Annotated in this window: 35 protein-coding genes; 12 read left to right on the top strand and 23 right to left on the bottom strand. The window is 60.4% G+C overall.

The window, feature by feature from the left end; translation table 11 throughout:
* Nucleotides 1-13 precede the first annotated feature (13 nt).
* Entirely contained in the window at nt 14-259 is a 246-nt protein-coding gene (locus DXY04_RS09860; RefSeq protein ID WP_115161927.1) for an RNA-binding protein, read from the bottom strand.
* 192 nt (nt 260-451) lie between these two features.
* Between DXY04_RS09860 and DXY04_RS09855 the strand changes: the two genes are divergently transcribed.
* Nucleotides 452-625, top strand: a complete 174-nt coding sequence (locus tag DXY04_RS09855) for a hypothetical protein (protein ID WP_011364474.1) — start codon at nt 452-454, stop codon at nt 623-625.
* On the opposite strand, the gene DXY04_RS09850 is transcribed toward DXY04_RS09855, so the two are convergent.
* The gene (locus DXY04_RS09850; RefSeq protein WP_115161926.1) at nt 622-1,815 is read right to left on the bottom strand and encodes a glycosyltransferase family 2 protein; all 1,194 of its coding nucleotides are present in this window, start codon (nt 1,813-1,815) and stop codon (nt 622-624) included. The genes DXY04_RS09855 and DXY04_RS09850 overlap by 4 nt on opposite strands.
* 30 nt (nt 1,816-1,845) lie before the next feature.
* On the bottom strand, nt 1,846-2,163 hold the full coding sequence (locus DXY04_RS09845) for a DUF3303 domain-containing protein (RefSeq protein WP_025362236.1): 318 nt from the start codon (nt 2,161-2,163) through the stop codon (nt 1,846-1,848).
* Nucleotides 2,164-2,302: 139 nt separating this feature from the next.
* Between DXY04_RS09845 and DXY04_RS11850 the strand changes: the two genes are divergently transcribed.
* A complete protein-coding gene (locus tag DXY04_RS11850; protein ID WP_006850301.1) occupies nt 2,303-2,482 on the top strand; it encodes a hypothetical protein in 180 nt (59 codons plus the stop codon).
* Here the strand turns inward: DXY04_RS11850 and DXY04_RS09840 are convergent.
* Together DXY04_RS09840 and DXY04_RS09835 are read right to left on the bottom strand one after the other, a co-directional pair.
* Nucleotides 2,471-3,007: a DUF924 family protein gene (locus tag DXY04_RS09840; protein ID WP_115161925.1), complete on the bottom strand. Its 537-nt coding sequence runs from the start codon at nt 3,005-3,007 to the stop codon at nt 2,471-2,473. The two genes, DXY04_RS11850 and DXY04_RS09840, sit on opposite strands and share 12 nt — an antisense overlap.
* On the bottom strand, nt 3,004-4,677 hold the full coding sequence (locus DXY04_RS09835) for a protein adenylyltransferase SelO family protein (protein ID WP_115161924.1): 1,674 nt from the start codon (nt 4,675-4,677) through the stop codon (nt 3,004-3,006). Before DXY04_RS09835 ends, DXY04_RS09840 begins: the two co-directional genes overlap by 4 nt.
* Nucleotides 4,678-4,785: 108 nt before the next feature.
* On the opposite strand from DXY04_RS09835, the gene DXY04_RS12255 reads away from it, so the two are divergent.
* Entirely contained in the window at nt 4,786-4,935 is a 150-nt protein-coding gene (locus tag DXY04_RS12255; protein ID WP_170951398.1) for a hypothetical protein, read from the top strand.
* On the opposite strand, the gene DXY04_RS12250 is transcribed toward DXY04_RS12255, so the two are convergent.
* From DXY04_RS12250 to DXY04_RS12240, 3 genes are all read right to left on the bottom strand, one after another.
* Complete coding sequence (locus DXY04_RS12250; protein WP_170951021.1) at nt 4,929-5,105, bottom strand: hypothetical protein; 177 nt, start codon at nt 5,103-5,105, stop codon at nt 4,929-4,931. The genes DXY04_RS12255 and DXY04_RS12250 overlap by 7 nt on opposite strands.
* A gap of 3 nt (nt 5,106-5,108) precedes the next feature.
* Nucleotides 5,109-5,270, bottom strand: coding sequence for a hypothetical protein (locus DXY04_RS12245; protein WP_170951397.1), 162 nt, complete (start codon nt 5,268-5,270; stop codon nt 5,109-5,111).
* 83 nt (nt 5,271-5,353) lie between these two features.
* Nucleotides 5,354-5,506 (bottom strand): hypothetical protein, encoded by a 153-nt coding sequence (locus DXY04_RS12240; protein ID WP_170951396.1) that lies wholly within the window; start codon nt 5,504-5,506, stop codon nt 5,354-5,356.
* Between the two features lie 106 nt (nt 5,507-5,612).
* Here DXY04_RS12240 and DXY04_RS12235 point away from each other — a divergent pair, with 106 nt between their 5' ends.
* Nucleotides 5,613-5,774 carry a hypothetical protein gene (locus DXY04_RS12235; RefSeq protein ID WP_244278656.1) on the top strand — a complete coding sequence of 54 codons (162 nt, stop codon included), beginning with the start codon at nt 5,613-5,615 and terminating at the stop codon, nt 5,772-5,774.
* 110 nt (nt 5,775-5,884) lie between these two features.
* On the top strand, nt 5,885-6,313 hold the full coding sequence (locus tag DXY04_RS09830; protein ID WP_115161923.1) for a tellurite resistance TerB family protein: 429 nt from the start codon (nt 5,885-5,887) through the stop codon (nt 6,311-6,313).
* Here the strand turns inward: DXY04_RS09830 and DXY04_RS12230 are convergent.
* The 5 genes from DXY04_RS12230 to DXY04_RS09815 all read right to left on the bottom strand — a co-directional run bounded on the left by DXY04_RS12230 (nt 6,310) and on the right by DXY04_RS09815 (nt 7,640).
* Entirely contained in the window at nt 6,310-6,459 is a 150-nt protein-coding gene (locus DXY04_RS12230) for a hypothetical protein (RefSeq protein WP_170950621.1), read from the bottom strand. The two genes, DXY04_RS09830 and DXY04_RS12230, sit on opposite strands and share 4 nt — an antisense overlap.
* A gap of 46 nt (nt 6,460-6,505) precedes the next feature.
* Nucleotides 6,506-6,739 carry a hypothetical protein gene (locus DXY04_RS09825; RefSeq protein WP_136975389.1) on the bottom strand — a complete coding sequence of 78 codons (234 nt, stop codon included), beginning with the start codon at nt 6,737-6,739 and terminating at the stop codon, nt 6,506-6,508.
* Between the two features lie 57 nt (nt 6,740-6,796).
* Nucleotides 6,797-6,964: a hypothetical protein gene (locus DXY04_RS12225; RefSeq protein ID WP_170951395.1), complete on the bottom strand. Its 168-nt coding sequence runs from the start codon at nt 6,962-6,964 to the stop codon at nt 6,797-6,799.
* A gap of 47 nt (nt 6,965-7,011) precedes the next feature.
* Nucleotides 7,012-7,203 carry a hypothetical protein gene (locus DXY04_RS09820; protein ID WP_115132746.1) on the bottom strand — a complete coding sequence of 64 codons (192 nt, stop codon included), beginning with the start codon at nt 7,201-7,203 and terminating at the stop codon, nt 7,012-7,014.
* 71 nt (nt 7,204-7,274) lie between these two features.
* Nucleotides 7,275-7,640: an AbrB family transcriptional regulator gene (locus DXY04_RS09815; RefSeq protein ID WP_115161921.1), complete on the bottom strand. Its 366-nt coding sequence runs from the start codon at nt 7,638-7,640 to the stop codon at nt 7,275-7,277.
* 179 nt (nt 7,641-7,819) lie between these two features.
* Here DXY04_RS09815 and DXY04_RS09810 point away from each other — a divergent pair, with 179 nt between their 5' ends.
* Together DXY04_RS09810 and DXY04_RS09805 are read left to right on the top strand one after the other, a co-directional pair.
* Nucleotides 7,820-8,095 (top strand): DUF1651 domain-containing protein, encoded by a 276-nt coding sequence (locus tag DXY04_RS09810; protein ID WP_115161920.1) that lies wholly within the window; start codon nt 7,820-7,822, stop codon nt 8,093-8,095.
* Nucleotides 8,096-8,219: 124 nt separating this feature from the next.
* A complete protein-coding gene (locus tag DXY04_RS09805) occupies nt 8,220-8,675 on the top strand; it encodes a lipocalin-like domain-containing protein (RefSeq protein ID WP_115161919.1) in 456 nt (151 codons plus the stop codon).
* Between the two features lie 18 nt (nt 8,676-8,693).
* Here DXY04_RS09805 and DXY04_RS09800 read toward each other — a convergent pair whose 3' ends face one another.
* Nucleotides 8,694-8,951 carry a hypothetical protein gene (locus DXY04_RS09800; protein WP_244276277.1) on the bottom strand — a complete coding sequence of 86 codons (258 nt, stop codon included), beginning with the start codon at nt 8,949-8,951 and terminating at the stop codon, nt 8,694-8,696.
* Between the two features lie 82 nt (nt 8,952-9,033).
* Here DXY04_RS09800 and DXY04_RS09795 point away from each other — a divergent pair, with 82 nt between their 5' ends.
* The gene (locus DXY04_RS09795) at nt 9,034-10,272 is read left to right on the top strand and encodes a cytochrome P450 (RefSeq protein ID WP_115161917.1); all 1,239 of its coding nucleotides are present in this window, start codon (nt 9,034-9,036) and stop codon (nt 10,270-10,272) included.
* Here the strand turns inward: DXY04_RS09795 and DXY04_RS09790 are convergent.
* The 8 genes from DXY04_RS09790 to DXY04_RS09755 all read right to left on the bottom strand — a co-directional run bounded on the left by DXY04_RS09790 (nt 10,254) and on the right by DXY04_RS09755 (nt 14,194).
* Entirely contained in the window at nt 10,254-10,520 is a 267-nt protein-coding gene (locus tag DXY04_RS09790) for a hypothetical protein (protein ID WP_115009181.1), read from the bottom strand. The two genes, DXY04_RS09795 and DXY04_RS09790, sit on opposite strands and share 19 nt — an antisense overlap.
* Nucleotides 10,521-10,585: 65 nt before the next feature.
* Nucleotides 10,586-10,810, bottom strand: coding sequence for a hypothetical protein (locus tag DXY04_RS09785; RefSeq protein WP_115161916.1), 225 nt, complete (start codon nt 10,808-10,810; stop codon nt 10,586-10,588).
* 12 nt (nt 10,811-10,822) lie between these two features.
* Entirely contained in the window at nt 10,823-11,431 is a 609-nt protein-coding gene (locus DXY04_RS09780; protein ID WP_115161915.1) for a hypothetical protein, read from the bottom strand.
* Nucleotides 11,432-11,502: 71 nt separating this feature from the next.
* Complete coding sequence (locus DXY04_RS09775) at nt 11,503-11,742, bottom strand: hypothetical protein (protein WP_244278654.1); 240 nt, start codon at nt 11,740-11,742, stop codon at nt 11,503-11,505.
* A gap of 163 nt (nt 11,743-11,905) precedes the next feature.
* A complete protein-coding gene (locus tag DXY04_RS09770; RefSeq protein WP_115161914.1) occupies nt 11,906-12,775 on the bottom strand; it encodes a phycobilisome rod-core linker polypeptide in 870 nt (289 codons plus the stop codon).
* 175 nt (nt 12,776-12,950) lie between these two features.
* Nucleotides 12,951-13,184 (bottom strand): hypothetical protein, encoded by a 234-nt coding sequence (locus tag DXY04_RS09765; RefSeq protein WP_115161913.1) that lies wholly within the window; start codon nt 13,182-13,184, stop codon nt 12,951-12,953.
* Between the two features lie 89 nt (nt 13,185-13,273).
* Entirely contained in the window at nt 13,274-13,984 is a 711-nt protein-coding gene (locus tag DXY04_RS09760; RefSeq protein ID WP_115161912.1) for a response regulator transcription factor, read from the bottom strand.
* 24 nt (nt 13,985-14,008) lie between these two features.
* Nucleotides 14,009-14,194, bottom strand: coding sequence for a hypothetical protein (locus DXY04_RS09755; RefSeq protein ID WP_115161911.1), 186 nt, complete (start codon nt 14,192-14,194; stop codon nt 14,009-14,011).
* A 196-nt stretch (nt 14,195-14,390) separates the two neighbouring features.
* On the opposite strand from DXY04_RS09755, the gene DXY04_RS09750 reads away from it, so the two are divergent.
* Nucleotides 14,391-14,618, top strand: a complete 228-nt coding sequence (locus DXY04_RS09750) for a hypothetical protein (RefSeq protein ID WP_115161910.1) — start codon at nt 14,391-14,393, stop codon at nt 14,616-14,618.
* Nucleotides 14,619-14,915: 297 nt separating this feature from the next.
* Here DXY04_RS09750 and DXY04_RS12220 read toward each other — a convergent pair whose 3' ends face one another.
* A complete protein-coding gene (locus DXY04_RS12220) occupies nt 14,916-15,086 on the bottom strand; it encodes a hypothetical protein (protein WP_170951394.1) in 171 nt (56 codons plus the stop codon).
* A 146-nt stretch (nt 15,087-15,232) separates the two neighbouring features.
* Between DXY04_RS12220 and DXY04_RS09745 the strand changes: the two genes are divergently transcribed.
* The 3 genes from DXY04_RS09745 (at nt 15,233) to DXY04_RS12210 (ending at nt 15,948) form a co-directional block, all read left to right on the top strand.
* Nucleotides 15,233-15,463: a hypothetical protein gene (locus DXY04_RS09745; RefSeq protein WP_244278653.1), complete on the top strand. Its 231-nt coding sequence runs from the start codon at nt 15,233-15,235 to the stop codon at nt 15,461-15,463.
* A 34-nt stretch (nt 15,464-15,497) separates the two neighbouring features.
* Nucleotides 15,498-15,689, top strand: a complete 192-nt coding sequence (locus DXY04_RS12215; protein WP_115161909.1) for a hypothetical protein — start codon at nt 15,498-15,500, stop codon at nt 15,687-15,689.
* Nucleotides 15,690-15,792: 103 nt separating this feature from the next.
* Nucleotides 15,793-15,948, top strand: a complete 156-nt coding sequence (locus DXY04_RS12210; protein ID WP_170951393.1) for a hypothetical protein — start codon at nt 15,793-15,795, stop codon at nt 15,946-15,948.
* The last annotated feature ends 78 nt before the right edge of the window (nt 15,949-16,026 follow it).

Raw genomic sequence — 16,026 nt, 5'->3', positions numbered from 1 at the left:
GCTGTTGTGAAGCTCAGCGGCGGGGTTCGGCCTTGCGGACGGAGATGGCGCGACCCATCCACTCAACGTTCTGCAGGTCGTCGATTGCCGACTGCTCATCGGCTTCGTTGCTGAGGTCAACAAAAGCGAAACCACGCTTGCGGCCCGTCTCCCGGTCGAGGGGCAAGGAGCACTTGCTCACTTCGCCGTACTGACCGAACAGATGAATGAGATCCTCCCGCTCAGCGTCCCAGGAGAGATTTCCGATAAAGATCGTCAAAAAAAAGAATTGATCAAGACTTCTTACCTTCGCACACAGCGGCCAGATGCCGAGCCTTCAGAGGGGATGGCTCATCAATTGGATCAAGGACTACCAAACAATTCCGTTCAAACCTGAATTCGATAGAAAGCCTTTGCTTCGAGCCCAATGAAGCCGCAACGGAACCAGGCTTGATTCAGTTGAGGCATGGAAATGGGTGGACTCAGCGGTACCAAATCGGACGATTTCATCAACGCAGCCAAAGCCCGCGGCGAAGCTGCCCTGCAAGACAAACAACCCAAATTGACCAAGCTGGAAAAAGCATTCCGGCATGCGGCAATCCGGCGGCGGGCTGAAGATGCCCGCAAAAAGGGACACCACGCCTAATTCAAAGCCCTGCCTTTCCAGGTCCACCCGCGTCCCGTGCGGGTGCGCCAGATCGAGACGGGGCCAATTGCACCCACCAGCAACCCACCGGCTCCCATCAGCCACCAGTAGCTGAGGGGCACATCAAAGTTGCTGCGCGTCCACAGCCGCAGCAGCAACTGTTGAAGGATGGCCAAGCTCGCCAGGGCCAACACCCACCACCAAGCCGAAGCCAGCAGGGGTTGGAGCCAGAGCAGCAGCAGCGATGCCGGCAGCAACAGCCAGGGCACGGTGAACATCAGCACCACCACCAAAGCGGCGCCAAGGGCTTTGACGGGATCCTTGTCCAGGCCCAGAAACCAGTTCTTGGTCCAGCCCTCCCAGAGCGCCGCGAGGTCGCTGTACATCCGCAGATCGACCGCATCAAGCCCCAGGAGATAACGCAGCCGATGGCCTCCTCCCTTAATGGCGCGGGCGAGGGCCAGATCTTCCACCACCTCGCCAGCCAGGGCCCGGTGCCCACCAATCTGCGCATAGGTGGAGGCCTTGAACAACATGAAGGGCCCCGCCGCAAACGCCACCGGCGATGCCGGGTCGTTGGTTTCGAGAATGGGAAAGCCGAGGCCCAGGAGGCTGGCCATGATCGGCTGCACCATCCATTCCGCCAGGCATCCGCAACTCAACCGCGGCGCCAGGCTCAGCAGATCGGCCTGCTCATCAAGGGCCTGAGCCAGGGCCCGTTTCAGGGCATCGGGCTTGAGCCGAACATCGGCATCGATGAACAACAGCCACTCGCTGGTGACCTGGTCAACGGCCCGGCTGCAGGCCCAGTTCTTTCCCACCCAGCGTTCGTTGACGGGCCTGGGGCCGGCTTGGATCAAGCGGAAGTGGGGCGCTTCAGAGCCAGCCCGGAGAGCGTTGTCCACCGTTGCATCGCTGGACTCGTCATCCACCACCAACACCGACCAGTCCCGGCAGGGGGGCTGATTGGCCAGAACGCTGGCGACACAGGCCTCGATGTTGTGGGCCTCGTTGAAGGCGGGGATCACCACGGTCAGCGACGTGACCGGAGCAGCAACGTCCTGGCCCGGCTTCAAGCGCGGTGCCACTGAAAACACCCGTTGCAGCCCCAGCTGAAGGATCAGCAATCCCGCTGCAGCTGAACCAGCCGCAGCAAGAAACAGCAGGGGCTCAAGCAGGGCAAGCGTCAAGGCCGGGCCATGGTGTGATGGGCAGCCGTCTTAGCTGACGGATGCTGCAGCTTCCACCATCGGCCACATCGCAGCAAATTCAGCATCGGACACCACGGCAGTGACCTCGAACTGAATGCCGAAGTCCTTGATCCAGGGCCCGAGATGCGCCCACACCTTGCCGATGTCACTGGCAACGGCAATGGCGACACCACTACCGCTGATCGGTTCGCAGACACGGTATTTGAGAGCAAAGCCGTCGAAGGCATCTCCCGGTGCTCCCGAGTTGATGTAGTCAGCAAAGCCAGGGCATGACTCCCACGCCCCCTCAACGGTCGGGAACGTCCAAACGATCAAATAGTGCTGCACGGTGAAGGGAGGCATCCACTTGCTGCCTAGCCACGAACGACCGTTCAGGCTGAATTGCAACTGAATTCAGCAGTCATTCCGCAGACGCCTCAGGCGGTGCTGGCACGGGGCTACAGCTGAATTAAGACTCAGCGCAACCATGACTCTCCACGTCGCCAATGAGATGGATGAAGTGGAAGTGGCCGTCTGGTGGGACCTGTCGCGCATCGTTCGGCACTTCGAACGCCAGGGGCTGGAGCGCCGGGCGGTGAAAGCTGCCGTGATGAATGCAGCGCTGCGCCTGATGAAGGACGAAGGGGAGGAACCCTCAACGTTGTGATCTCTGCGTAAAAACCATTTCCTCCGGTGAACTCACCCGTCCAAGAGCAGCATTGCGGTGGGGATAGCGGCCAAAGCGCTGCAGCTGGAGGAGATGGCGGCGGGCCACATCGGCGGTGGCAGCGTCCGCGAAGTGCTCGAGCAAAGGGATGGCCTGGGCCACCACGCTGATGTCTTCGCTGTGCAAAAGAGGCATCAGCCAGTACTGCCGCCGCGGTCGTTGCGATTCCGCTGCGATCCATCCCCGCTCCAGCGCTGCCAGGCTCAGCTTCAGAGCCGGAGGATCTCCGGCAAAAGCCTTGGCCTCACCACGCCAGATCTGACGGGTGAACTGATCCAGCAGCAGCACGAGGGCCAGACCACTGCTGGGCCCAGAGCTCCAGTGATCCAGCTCTCCAGCGAGGGCACGCTCAACGGCCTCGCCGAATCGCTCTCGCACCAGGGCATCAAAGCTATCGCGGCGACGAAACCACTGCCAGGGTCGGCACTGCTGGAACCAGAACTCCAGAACCTCCTCGGCGCTCAAGACGAACAGCTGTAGTGGGACACCCCACCGGCGCTGAAGAACTCCCGCGGTTTCAAGCGGTCGTAGCTGGCCGCCATGTCGGCGGAAGGGGTGTCGTAAGGGGTGCTGAACAGCTGCTGCAGTTCAGCCATCAAGGAGGTGTCGCCTTCGGCGGCCTGCTGGTAGGCCGGAGCGATCAACCATTCGCGCCAGGTGATGGCCGGATTGACCCGCCGCATGCCAGCAGAGATCAGGGCCGGATCAACGCCACTGGGCCACAGGACACGCCAGCGCAGCAACCAGTCGTTCCACTGGGATTGGAGGGCATCCGAAAGGGGCAGATAGAAACAGTCCCGCAGCGGATCAATCTGCTCGGGCAGATCCGACAAGCGACGGAAGAACATCGAATAATCGGCACTGGACTCCACGAGGAGCTTCAACAGCTCTTGCACAAGGGCGTCGTCGGCACTGGGCAGACCGAGTTTGCTGCTCCACATCCGTTGCATGGCCTCCTGCATGGCAGCGGGGAAATCCTCCAGCAACTGATCCAGTTGGGCCTGAACCTCCACCTGGCCCTCCATCAGCGTGCGCAGGGATTTCCAGAACATGCGGTAGTTGGCCTCCGCAGCCACCGGCTGGTTGAAGAAGCAGAAGTGGGCGCCGCCCCCGGTCCAGGGCTGAAAGCGCGGATCGAACAGCTCGCAGAAGCCAAACGGGCCGTAGTCGAGGGTGAAGCCACCGGCGGCGCAGTTGTCGCTGTTGAAGTTGCCCTGGCAATAGCCCACACGGATCCAGTTGGCCACGAGGGTCGTGAGCCGATCACGGAACAAGCGCGCCAACAGCACAACCTGGTCGCTGAACGGCAGGCCAGGGTCGATCTCCTGGCGGTAATTGCGTTCGATCAAGTGCACCACGATCTGGTGCAATTCCTGATGCGCCCGGGGATGGGCCTCACTGCGGGCACGGCGGGCGAACAACTCCAGCTGACCCACCCGCAGAAACGATGGCGCCACCCGGGTGCTGATGGCGGCAGGGTTATCGACCATCACGTCCGGGTCCATCGAACGTGAGTTCTCGGAATACCAGGGGCGACGCACCGTCTCGGCGTGGGAGACGTAGAGCGTCAACGAACGGGAGGTGGGCACACCGAGGGCATGCATGAAGTCCTGCGCCAGAAATTCACGGACGCTGGAGCGGAGCACGGCGCGCCCGTCGGCGCCACGGCAGTAGGGGGTGGGACCGCCACCTTTGAGCTGCATCTCCCAGCGGCGCCCTTCAAACAACCCCTCGAACACGGACATGGCACGGCCATCGCCGTAGCCATTGCCATTGCCGAAAGGGCACTGCTGGGTGTATTCGGTGCCGTAGATCGAGAGGGCGTAGCCGGTGGCCCAGCCCCAGGGCCGCATCGGACCGGTGGCCACACCGAGATCACCGGAAAACATGCGGCGGAACTGATCGTCCTGGGCGAGGTCATCGCTGAGACCCAGCTCGCTGAACAGGCTGCGGCTGTGCGCCAGGTATTGGGGGTCGGGGATCGGGGTGGGCGTCACCGGCACGTAGTGGCCCGAGAGCACCTGGCGGGGACGGTGGTCCTCCCCATCCGCCGTGGACTCCGGGTCAGGCGTGAGGGCTTCCAGCAGGGAGTAGTCGGCCTGTTCGGCGAACTCAGCAAACGTGGCGGTGCTCATCGGACCCTGACGCTGAACCCATCATCGCCAGAGCTGCAGCCGGGTGTTTTGACCGATGGCCAATGCCGAGCCGAGGCCTTACACCGAGGGAAGCATCCAAGGACAACCGTGGGCAAAGCCAGGAAACTTCGCTCGAACAACCGGCAAGAGGATCTGATCACCAGCCTGATCGGGCTCACCGCCATTTTTGTGGCCACGGCCATCTGGTGGAGCGTGGCTCCCCAGTGGCTCACCAGCAGCTGGCAGACCTTTCAGTAATCAGGCATGGACGCTTCAGCCCGCAGCCTGCACCAGGGCTCCAGCAGGGTGGGGCGACCGCAATGGGGGCAATCCTGCCCCCGCTTCTGCACCTGCACGAAGGGGATCCAACGGGAGTTGGCCTGCCCCTCATAGCCGCAGTGCTTGCAGTGAATCCGGTATTCCGCCATGGCTCAGAGGGCGGGCTTTTCCTGACGTTGCAAGGCCTCATGGGCCTGGCGCAGGCCATACACCATGAAGCAATAGGCCGGATTGCACACCAGATATTTGCCGTCGCCAATGGCGTCGATGGTGGACCCACGCGAGGTGGCAAAAATGCGGCTTTTGAACTCCATCTCATCTCCTTGGCTGACCTCACTGTTGTGGGGACAGGGAGGAGCGGCAACCCGTGTAAACGCGCATTGTGCGCAGGGCTGACTCAGTCGACGGGGTCGCAGTGATCGCCATCGCACTGCAGCCCGCATTGGGGCTGCTTGGTGCCGTACTGCCAGGGACGACGCATGGCCCAGTACTCATCCACCAAGCCGAGCAGGTAGGTGCCGATGCGCCGGAGCAGGGAAGCCTGTTTCATGCCTACAAGCTGGCAACAGCGCCGCAAGCCTGCAACCGAACGCGACCAAATCAATGTGGCGAAACACAGCCGAGGTGGGTTATGCCCGATGCAGTGCTCTCGGCCCATGACCACCACGCAACATTCGAACCAGCTGCTGGAAGAGCTGGTGGCCGAAGAAATCGGCATTCAGATCGATCAGATCGCTGAGGGCCTGCAGCGGGAAGGCTGGCCGATCGCCATGGTGAAGCGGTTCATGCACGTGGCCGTGGAGCGCCTGCCGGAGTGATGCGAGGGGCCGACTAGGTGCAACGACTCATCTGCACAGAGCTGTTGCGCTTTTAACAACAGGTATCGCAACCATTCGTTGACAGTTGGTTAACGCTTGCGCCATTCCCGATGAATGTCGTTAATGCTTTTGCAGCCGTTGGTCTGACCGCGGTGTCGTGGGACGACACCCTCAGCCGGGCTGGGGCCAGGGCATTCCGGCATGCCCTCGACTACCGCGAGCCCTACTGCCGAATGAGTGAGAACGGGGTGGTGCTGCTGATGGATGCGGTGCTGGCCATGCGCCTGGAGAAGGGCACCAAGGCGCTGATGCTGGAGGCCGCCAAGGCGCTCACGGCGGATCAAGCGCTCACGGCCTACGCCATGGCCTCAGAACTGATGCGCTCGGATGGGCCCTATTCAGCAGAGGAGCGGCGAAGGCTCGATCTGCTGGCCTTGATGCTCTCGATCTCGCAGGTGGAGGCTGAGCGCATCGATTCGGTTTTTGAGTTGCTGCACGCCCCCCTGGAGCCAGCCCTTCTGGTCAATGGCGCGTCTTAGGCCGCACGCTTGTCATCGCCGAACCAGATGCCCCGGCGGCTGTCGGGCAGACGAACCACGGCGCGCTCATAGCGCTGGCGGCAGCTGCGGGCACGGAGATGCTCTTCGGCCTCCTGAAGCAGCTGTTGCAGCCTGACGTCGTCCATGGCGTTGCCTAGATGCCCACCCATTCAGGCCACGATCCGAGCAGCGTCAATAGGCCACGTTCAACTCGTCAGATCCGTAGCGGAGCAGGAAATCCGCTTCGGATTGATCGGAAAGCAGCAGACAGGTGTGGTCGTTGGCACCGGTTCGGTAGCAGTAGACGTCGAGCTCCTCGGGGTTGCGATTGGAGTGGATCACCTCCCCCGTCCGAAGCACATAGCGCGTTGCCATCACCATCCACCAATGGACTCCTTCTCGATAGCGCTGATCCAACCCGATCAATCATTTCTGTGCTGAGCTGCGCACCGGACCTGAGTCGGCATTGAGATCAACGCGAGCTCATTCGTTGTCGACGCGGATGAAAAAGCGACTCTCCACGTCCATCTCGCCCTGATCGTCGGTCTCTGGATCGCCCTCCACCAGCTCCACAGCGAAATCCTTGTCATCCAGTTCGTGCAAAACGCTCTGACCGTGCACCAGGTTGTGGACGAGCAGGAGTCGTTTCATGGGTGGAGGGAAGCGCGGTCCACCGGTTAATAGCAACAGCTTGATCTTCAGCGGAAGCCGAAACCTTCTCGGATCGGCTGCTTGGCGGAATACTCCCGCGAGAGCGCATCAAGCATTAGGGCGATGTAGCGGTCATCCATGCCGATGTCCTGCTTCAGCTGACGCATCAAACTATTAATGCTCTTGAACGCGTCTGGAATCTGATGGTCCAGATGCTCCTTGGTGGGTTGATAGGGCATCGGAGCCAAAAAAAGTCCCCGTGGAACCTAAGGGAACCACGGGGACAATGGTGTTGCTGCTGAACCAGAGATCAATCCTCTTCTTCGGAGCCGCCAACAGGGATCAGGCGGATCTGCTTGCGTCCAAGCTTGATCTCATATTCATCGCCGGGCTGCAGTTCCAGCAGAGCGGTGTAGGCCTTGCCAATCAACAGATTGCCGTTGCCCTGAACCACAGCTTTGTAGGACAGCTTGCGGCCGCCTTTGCCCATAGCGGATCCACCGGTGGAGAAGGAAAGACCCTTGGCTTCCAGGAGGGCCTCGTAGAACGCGGTGAATTTCACCTGCTCAGAGCCGTCTTTCTTTTTGACGACATAACCACAACCCCTGGCCAGATCTGTTTTGGCGCAATCGCCAAGTTCCTTGACGCGGTTGAGCAATTCAGCTCCGGTAAGCATGGGTCTGTGAGGTCGTTACTTCTCTATTAGAACAAATATTGTGCTGCTCACAAGGGGAAAAAAGGATTGAATTCAGTTGATTGGCTGGAAAAACAAAAAATCAGCATGTATTTGCAGCTTGTGTTGGTGGTTTGACAAAGCCCTCAGCGTCAAACAGTTGGCCTCGAGAATGCGTTCAAATGGCTAACTCGCAGCACCAAACCCCATCCCCACCTCCATCTGACCAGGGAGTCCGGGGATGGTTGGTGAACACAACCCAACAGCGGCTGGTGCATTTCAAACCGGAACTGAATTCAGAAACCACGGCCTGGGTTTCTATCAGGACGTATCACTACGACCCGCCCCAACCACCGCAACCCCTCAGCCATCGCCGCGTTCTGGATCAGAACGCGATCGACACCTGGAACGTGATGGTGAAACGGGGCTGGCGGCCCTGCCGCGCTCCGGCCCGCTGATCACTTTCGTTGTTGTTGCTACTGGTTCGACAATCAATGGCATCAATTGCGCAGCAATGCCTCGCTTCAGGCTGTCAAAGCCAGATCACGATCGATAGGTTGCCGCTCAGGAACAGATTCAGTTGTGAGCGTCAGTTCGGTTCAGCCCGCCCAAGCGATCAGTTCCACCAGCGTTCATGGCGCGTGGCAATTGTTGAGCTACGACGTTGAGGAACAAGCCAACGGCAACAGCTTCGCACCGATGGGGGACAACCCCAGCGGCTATGTGATCTTCACAGCGGAGGGTCGCCTCTCCTTCATGCTCTCGGCAGAGGGTCGCCAACCGGGCAGCAACCCCGAGGAGCGATCGGCCTTGCTGAGCAGCATGATCGCTTACACCGGCACCTACCGGCTCGAGGGTGACCGCTGGATCACCCAGGTGGATGTGGCCTGGAATCCGGAATGGGTGGGCACGGAACAGACCCGCTTTTTCGCGATCGAGGGCGACGTGCTCACGGTGCACACCCCCTGGCGGGTGATGCCCAACTGGCCCGAGAAAGGCCTCACCCGCAGCATTGTTCGTTTTCAGCGCTGTCGCTGAAGGATTTCAAGAGAAGACTCAGGCGTCGGTCTCACCCTTCTGGCCACCACAGGCGTGGCGGGGTTGGTAACCCTGCTGCTCAGCCAGATAGCGCAGATAAACAATCTGATGACGGTCCGGCATGCCCACCGCAGCAATCAGACCCAAAGGCCCAAACAGAAACCCAGCAACAGCCCAGCGGTTGCTGTTGCGCGCCTTCTGGGCGGCAACGGTTTTCGAGAGGCCAGCGCTGATCAGATGGGCGATCAGCACAAACAGCAAAGACTTGAGTTCCACAGGGAACGCGCAGCACACCCGTTGAGATAGCCAGCGTCTGCAGCACTGTCAGCCCTAGAACGGCAGCTCACGTCGAGCTGCGATGGCCACCACCCCCCTGCCCAGCACAGGCGCCGTGAGCGGACTGGGGGAAACCCTGGCCTTCTTCACCCAGGCGGATTTCGCCCTGCGGCGCTTTGAGGCCCACGGCGATGTGTTCGAAACCAAGCTGCTGGCCCAACGGATGGTGTTCATCCGCGGCGAACGGGCCATCGGCGACCTGCTGGGGCAGGGGGATGCCTTGGAGGGCTGGTGGCCCGAAAGCGTGCGGCAACTGCTGGGCAGCCGATCGCTGGCCAACCGCAGTGGGCCAGGGCACAAAGCCCGACGCCGGGTGGTGGGGCAACTGTTCTCGAGCGCAGCACTGGCGCGCTACACCCCGTCGATCCAGCAGTTGGTGGCGGAGCTGTGCCAGGAGCTGATCACCACCACCACACCGTTGCCGCTGGCAGCACGGATGCGGCGCTTCGCCTTTGCGGTGATCGCCACCACGGTGCTGGGCCTGGATGGCGCCAGCCGTGATGCCCTGTTCGCTGACTTCGAGATCTGGACCCGGGCCCTGTTCTCGATTCCCCTGGCGATTCCCGGCACCCCCTTCGCCAAGGCGATGGCGGCACGCCAACGGCTGTTGAAGCGGATCAAGGGCGTGCTCCAGGCGGGCACCAACCAGGGCTGGCTTGATCTGCTGAGCGGCGGCTTGGATGAAGCCGGCATTCCCCTGGACGATGACGACCTGGCCGAACAGCTGCTGCTGTTGCTGTTCGCCGGCTACGAGACAACGGCCTCATCGCTGAGCTGCCTGTTCCGGGCGCTGCTGCTCAACCCCGAGGTGGAGCGCTGGTTGCGCGATGGGTTGGCGAGCGAGGCGTCATCAGCACGGTTGGACGCAACAGTGCTGGAGGTGATGCGGCTGACGCCGCCGGTGGGAGGCTTTTTCCGGCGCAGCCTGGCGCCGATCGAGTTGGCGGGGGTGGCCGTTCCCGAAGGCAGCGTGATTCAGGTGGTGCTGAGCCCGACGTCGGCCGGTAATGACGAGGATCTGGCGGCATTCCGGCCGCAACGCCACCTGGATGGATCGTTCAAGCAGACCCTGCTGCCCTTCGGCGGCGGCGAACGGGTTTGCCTGGGCAAGGCCCTGGCGGAACTGGAGATCCGCCTGATGGCGGTGGGGCTGCTGCAGGCGGTGGAGCTGCAGCTGCAGCCGGATCAAGACCTGGCGCTGCAGCTGATCCCCAGCCCCGCCCCCAAGGACGGGCTGCTGGTTCAGGCCACTGCGCGCTGACTCTGACGGTGACGGCGACGGCCGAGGGGTTCAATCCAGTCCACCAGCACCTCCTGATGACGCAGCATCGGCTCCGGCAGGCGGCAGCCGAGGTTGATCTGGCCTTGGTCCATCAGGCGTCCGAGCCGGATGGCGGCGGCTTCCTCGGGCCGATCAAAGCTGGTCTGATGCGAGGCCAGCCAGTTCACCTCGTGCTCGGTGATCACCCCTGTGGAAAGGCTCTCCAGGAAGATTTCTCCGACGGTCATGAGAAGCATGTAACAAGTTCGTTACATCCTGGCGCGACCGGCCGGCAGCTGCGATTCAGGGTCGTTCAGGCCAGCCACTGATCGGCATCCATCACCTTCTTGATCAGCAGGCCGAGGCGCTTGAACTCCGCGAAGTTCACATCCTTCACCGCCTGATCCAGACCGCAATCCACCCAGGCGCCAGCGCGCTTCTCCTCGATCGTAAAGTCCTGCTCGAGGCTGTCGCGGCGGATCCGGTAGGTAATGCCGTCCTCATGGAGGTAGTCGGCGGAAACCAGCTGCAGACCCATCGATCGCTCGCGTCAATCCAGCGATGGTGGCGTGAAGGTGTCGGCCACCGCAATAATCCATCGGGCCGCCGCCGCTGTCACCTGTTCTTTGGTGACGTTGAACTCCAGATCGTGCCCTTGCTCGAGCAGATCAGGAATGATGGTCTGCCAGGCCATGCCGGCGGCACTGGCGTTGAGGTCACCGATCAGCACGAAGGCCTTTGCCGCCCCGGTGACGGCATCGGTGTACTCGGGATTGGCGCTCACCTTGCTGCGGTACCAATCGCCCACCAGATCCCGCTGGGCCTTGCTCAGAAACGGCGGAGCGCCGACGAGGTAGGCGTCGAGCACGAGCATTGGGCTGGGCACGCTTTTGCCGAGGTGCTTGAGCTCGAACCATGCCTGACCGATGGAGGCGGCATCGGGCCAGTGGCAGAGGATCGCAGCGTCCTGACTGTCGAGCGAACGCTGGCTGGCCAGCTGATCGATGCGCTCCAGCAAGGCCGGCCCGGTGAGGGGCGGTTCATGGCGGGCGTGCTCGGCACGGGCTTCGTTGATCGCCTCGGCCACGGCCACCTCGTTCTCGTTGAGCTGCTCGAGGGCCCGCTTGAGGTTGGCGTCGGCGTCGGCGGGGCTGGCCACGAAGCATCAGGCGGGGGCAATCCCCAAGATGTCATCTCCGCCAGCGAGCCGCATCCAAATCAACCGGCAGGTTATTGATAGTTTTCCACTTGAAGGTTGTAACCCGACACCAACAGATTTTTATCCAAACAGATCTCTGCAGGAAATTTTGGCGATGCTGATTTGATCAGGCGCAGATGAACATCAATTGGCTTATAACCCGCTCGTAGACAGCATTCAAAGAATTTAGATACAGCCACTTCGAGGATTTCAGTGCCAAACAGGGGCGTCACTTGTCCGCTCTCATGCACCAACATCCCGAAGTAATGCATCAACAATTTCAAAGCGACGAGACTTTACAAAAATGAGAATCATTTGCAATGAGCACAAATACCCAGGGCCAATCAAGGGCACGGCGTCGCGCCGCATAAAAAAGCAGGAGGGTTGCCCCTCCTGCCGTTCATTGATCGGTTGATCGCTGCCTGAGGCAGAGGATCAATAGCTGCCGTAGTTGAACTTGCCGCCATACATGCGGCGGTAGGCGCTGTTGCGAGCGTTCTTAACAGCGTTGGTGTATGAGAAGCCAGCACCATCGCCGGAGAAAGCACCGCCGCCAGCAGCGAAAGTGCTGAGGTCTTTGGTGAGGCGCTTCACCAGCAGAGGGCCGGTGTACATCACATGCTCGGCGCTGGCGTTGGCCGGGGTGAGGTCAGCCATGCCCACGAAGGTGGAGCAGGCAGCACGGGCTTCCGACTTGAAGCCGCGCAGATAAGGAACCGTGTCGGTACCGAAGGTCTCGAGGTACTCCTCAGAGTGGGTGAGGCTGTCGACGAAGGCATCGAAGCCCTGGTCAGCAATCAGCTGGATGCCAGCGCTGATTTCCTGCTGACTCACCGGAGGACGGCCCAGCAGGTGCTTGGTGGTGAGCTCGATGCCGCGCATGGGCGACACGGCGTGGAAGAACTTCTGCTTGTAGAGGTCAGACTTGACCAGACCGCCCATGAAGCCCTGCACGTTGATGCGGCCATCACAGAGGAAGGCTTCCAGGGAGGTGAGGCGCTGGCTGTCGGCGATGCCGATGTTGCCGAACACCTGCTTGTAGGCCGCGGCGATGGCGGTTTCCAGAGCCGAGCTACCGGTGGCGGCATAGGAGTGGTTCACCGCTCCGAAGGGGCAGACCTCATGAATCCGAGGGCCCATGCCGATGCCCATCGAGGCGCATTGGTTCTGCTTGTATTCAGCGGTGCTGGATGCAGCTTTGCCGGCGTTGGAGCTGGCGCTCTTGGTGGCAGTCGCGGAGTTCGCAAAGGCGAAGGACACCCGTTGATCGTGGGTGAAATCCCGCTTGTACTTCAGAGCTGGCATCCGAAAGACCAATGAAATTCAGTTCAAGTTATGGCGATGACTTCATGCGCGCTGATGAACTTATAAATAGTTCAAAGTGAGCGTTACATGGCGCAATCAAAGCAGCTGACTGCAACGTGATCGCCACAACTTGAAACGGCTGAAAAGCCAGTTCTGAAGTGGATTTCTGACGGAATCAGCCGCCGTTGCAGAAGCGAACGGCTTCGGCTTGGGAGCGGCCCTCAGCCACAACGGTTTCCACGCAGCCGTTGAACAGGCGGCTCTCCTGCTTCACGGCGCAGAGACCCACGGCAATGGCCGCTAACGACACAGCCGAAACCACGGTGGCGGAGATCTGAACCAGGCCATAGGCGAGCATCGCCCGCTTCTTGCCGCCGCAGGGCTGCTGGTTGGTGGTTTCCTCAGACATAACAACAAAGCAACGCCGAGACCCTATGGATCGGGCGTTGGTCACCGAAGCACGATCACGACCGTGATCACCGAACACCCCCCCAGGACTCAGCCGAGGGGATCGATCAGGCCGTAGAGCAACGCCATCACCGCCAACTGGGTGCGATCCGCAGCACCCAACTTGTCTTTGGCGTTCACCACGTGGGTCTTCACCGTTTCCACCGAAATGCCGAGGCTGTTGCCGATGCCCTGGTTGGTGAGGCCGCGGGCGACGCCAGCCACCACCTCCAGTTCCCGCTCGGTGAGCTCTTCAATCAACGGCGGCAGGTTCGGGTTCGGAGCCTGGGCCGCACCGAGCTGGCGAATCTCTTCTGGGAGATACACGCCGCCTTCAGAGAGAGTCTGGAGGGCTTGAACGAAATCGCCCTTGCCGGTGCCAAGGCTTGATTTGAAGATCACCGCATCGGCGTAGGCCTGCATCGCCTCCTGCACCACGGCCTGGGTTTCACGCACCAGCACGATCAACAGCTGACAGGTGGGCAGCTCCGCCTTCACCCGTCGCAGCAGGTTCATGCCGTAGCCGGTTTCCAGATCCGACGAGCAGATCAGCAGGCTCGGCTTGTGGCGCAGCACCAGCTCGAAACCTTCCTCCTCTGTGGTGGCGGCACCCACCACGGCACGGCGAATCGGCTCCGCTAAGCAGAGGCAGGTGAGGGTGAGGCGATCACCGCAGCAGGCCACCACCCGCTGGGTCTTGAAAAACTGCGCCGTCGAGTCGATGGCTGCATGCAACGCGCGCGACTCGAGCCGCAGCTCCATCCCAGGCTTTTCGGATGCCCTGTTTTAGCGGCGTTTGGATGGCTCAGCTGCAGAGCCATCACGCCCAGCATCCCGACGTACAACACCGCGGATGCAGTGGGGATAGCGCTCACGCCCCAGTCGCCAGGCCTGGGCGGCATCCGCCACCTGCACCGTTTCGGTCTGCAGCTCCCCTTTGCGCTGAAAAATCAGGTCGTAAAAGGGAGGCATGCATACAAGCGGCGCGCCTCCTTATTCAGCAACACGCCAATGGATTCCAAATCCCTCAGTTGAGGGAGCCATCTGTGTAGCCATATCCCTCAATTGATGGATTTGAAGCAACGAAGTAGGCGCCAGCCCCCTTCGTGTCATTTGGCACAACACCATTGATTTGCAGCCAGCAGATTGATCCTGTTGCGTCAAAGCTGTGGCCAGCCGGCTGCGTCGATCCTTGCTTCAACTCGGTGACCGTGTTGGTCGCCGTGTGCCCCGCTGGCCGGAAGGGTCCTGGCCCGATGCCATGCAACGCAGTCCCCGCAGGGTCCGCAGCACCGCCAAGGATGTGATCCAAAGCACCGCCCAGGCAGCGGTGGGGCTTGGGCGTCGGGCTGCACGCCTGGGAATGGAATCAATCAAACGCGCCAGCAACCGATGAACAGTGGCTTGCTGGTGTTGTCCGTTCTGCTGTTTGTTGCAGGTGTCACCTTGGTGAGCCTGGGCTGATTAGGCACAAACACTCAACACGATCAAACGGATTGATCGGCAACCAAATTGAAAAAACACGACAGCGGTTGATACAGCTTCTGTTTGGAATTCACTGGATCGTGGCTTCAGCTGATTCCAAAGCCCATGGAATTCCTGATTGCCGGCTGCTTCATCTTTCCGCTCTCAGCCCTTTGGATTCAATCGAGGGAAGACGACAACAATGAAGACGAGATGGACTTCCTCTGAATCAAGCCCTGGAGGACGGCATGACCGAGGCCTTCAATTCATGGACCAGAAGATCGGTTGCAAGCATGGTGAGCGCAACACCCATCAGGGCAAGAGCCATGCCCTGATTTTTGTCTGAGGCAACAGCTACATTCCTGGACAATTCCAGATGTTTTTCCCAGGAGAAATGCATTAGCTCCAGGCCTGTACATGCTTTCTAAGGCCATAAGCCTTTGCGATCCGAGCGATCAGCGGCATTCAGAAATGTTCTGTAATGCAAGCAATGCATTGAGTTGAGCATTCTTTCCTCAAATCGGTTGCAACTACTACGTTTTCCATTTGCAGCCTCAAAAGTTCTCGGGTACGTTCCGCTCACAAAGCCACAAGCCAATGGAACCGATCGCGTTGACTCTGGGCCAGAAATTTGAAATCGAGAAATTCTCACGCGAGATCGATAACTCGGATGATCTTGCGGCACTGAAAAGCATTGCCAAAGACCTCTTGGTGGCCTGGAAACAACAACAAGCCGCCTCCGCCTGGATCGTGCGCCAGCAGTCCCAGGGCCTCTGAAGTCAGCTGATTTCGTTGCTCACCTCTATTAACGATGGAAGACAACCAAATGATCACCACCATCTCGGTGGAAATGGATGCCTTGCGTCTTCTGCACCGGGCTGTATCCGAGGCCTACGCCAACTGGCCCGGTGGTGATGCCAACGAACAGGCCTGCCTGTTGAACATGAAGACCCAGCTCTATGCAGCCTTGATGGACCACCTACTCGAATCGGGTTCCATCTGAGCCCACTTCCGAAGTAAATCAGTCGTTTTCCCTTACCCAGTAGAAAAACTCATGTGGGGGCAGCAGCTGCGGCAACAGACTTGATCCGGCCGTGGAGTTCGCCATGCAATCTGATCGCTCCCGCCTGCGCGAGCTGGAGATCCGTGTCGCCAACCCGCAGCACTGGAGTTCCGGCGAACACCAGATCAATGTTGAAAACCTGAGGCAGCTGCGCTTTCAGATTGAGGATCAACTCAAGAAACTGCGCCAGCAGACGTAGGCCTCTGCCTTAAACCGACCAAACAGGAACAGAGAAGAACCCCATCAACAGGCGAGACACCAGGCAAAACCCTGCAGC

The organism is Synechococcus sp. UW86, assembly GCF_900474085.1.
Taxonomy (GTDB): domain Bacteria; phylum Cyanobacteriota; class Cyanobacteriia; order PCC-6307; family Cyanobiaceae; genus Parasynechococcus.
This window is presented reverse-complemented; position numbering and strand designations above follow the sequence as displayed.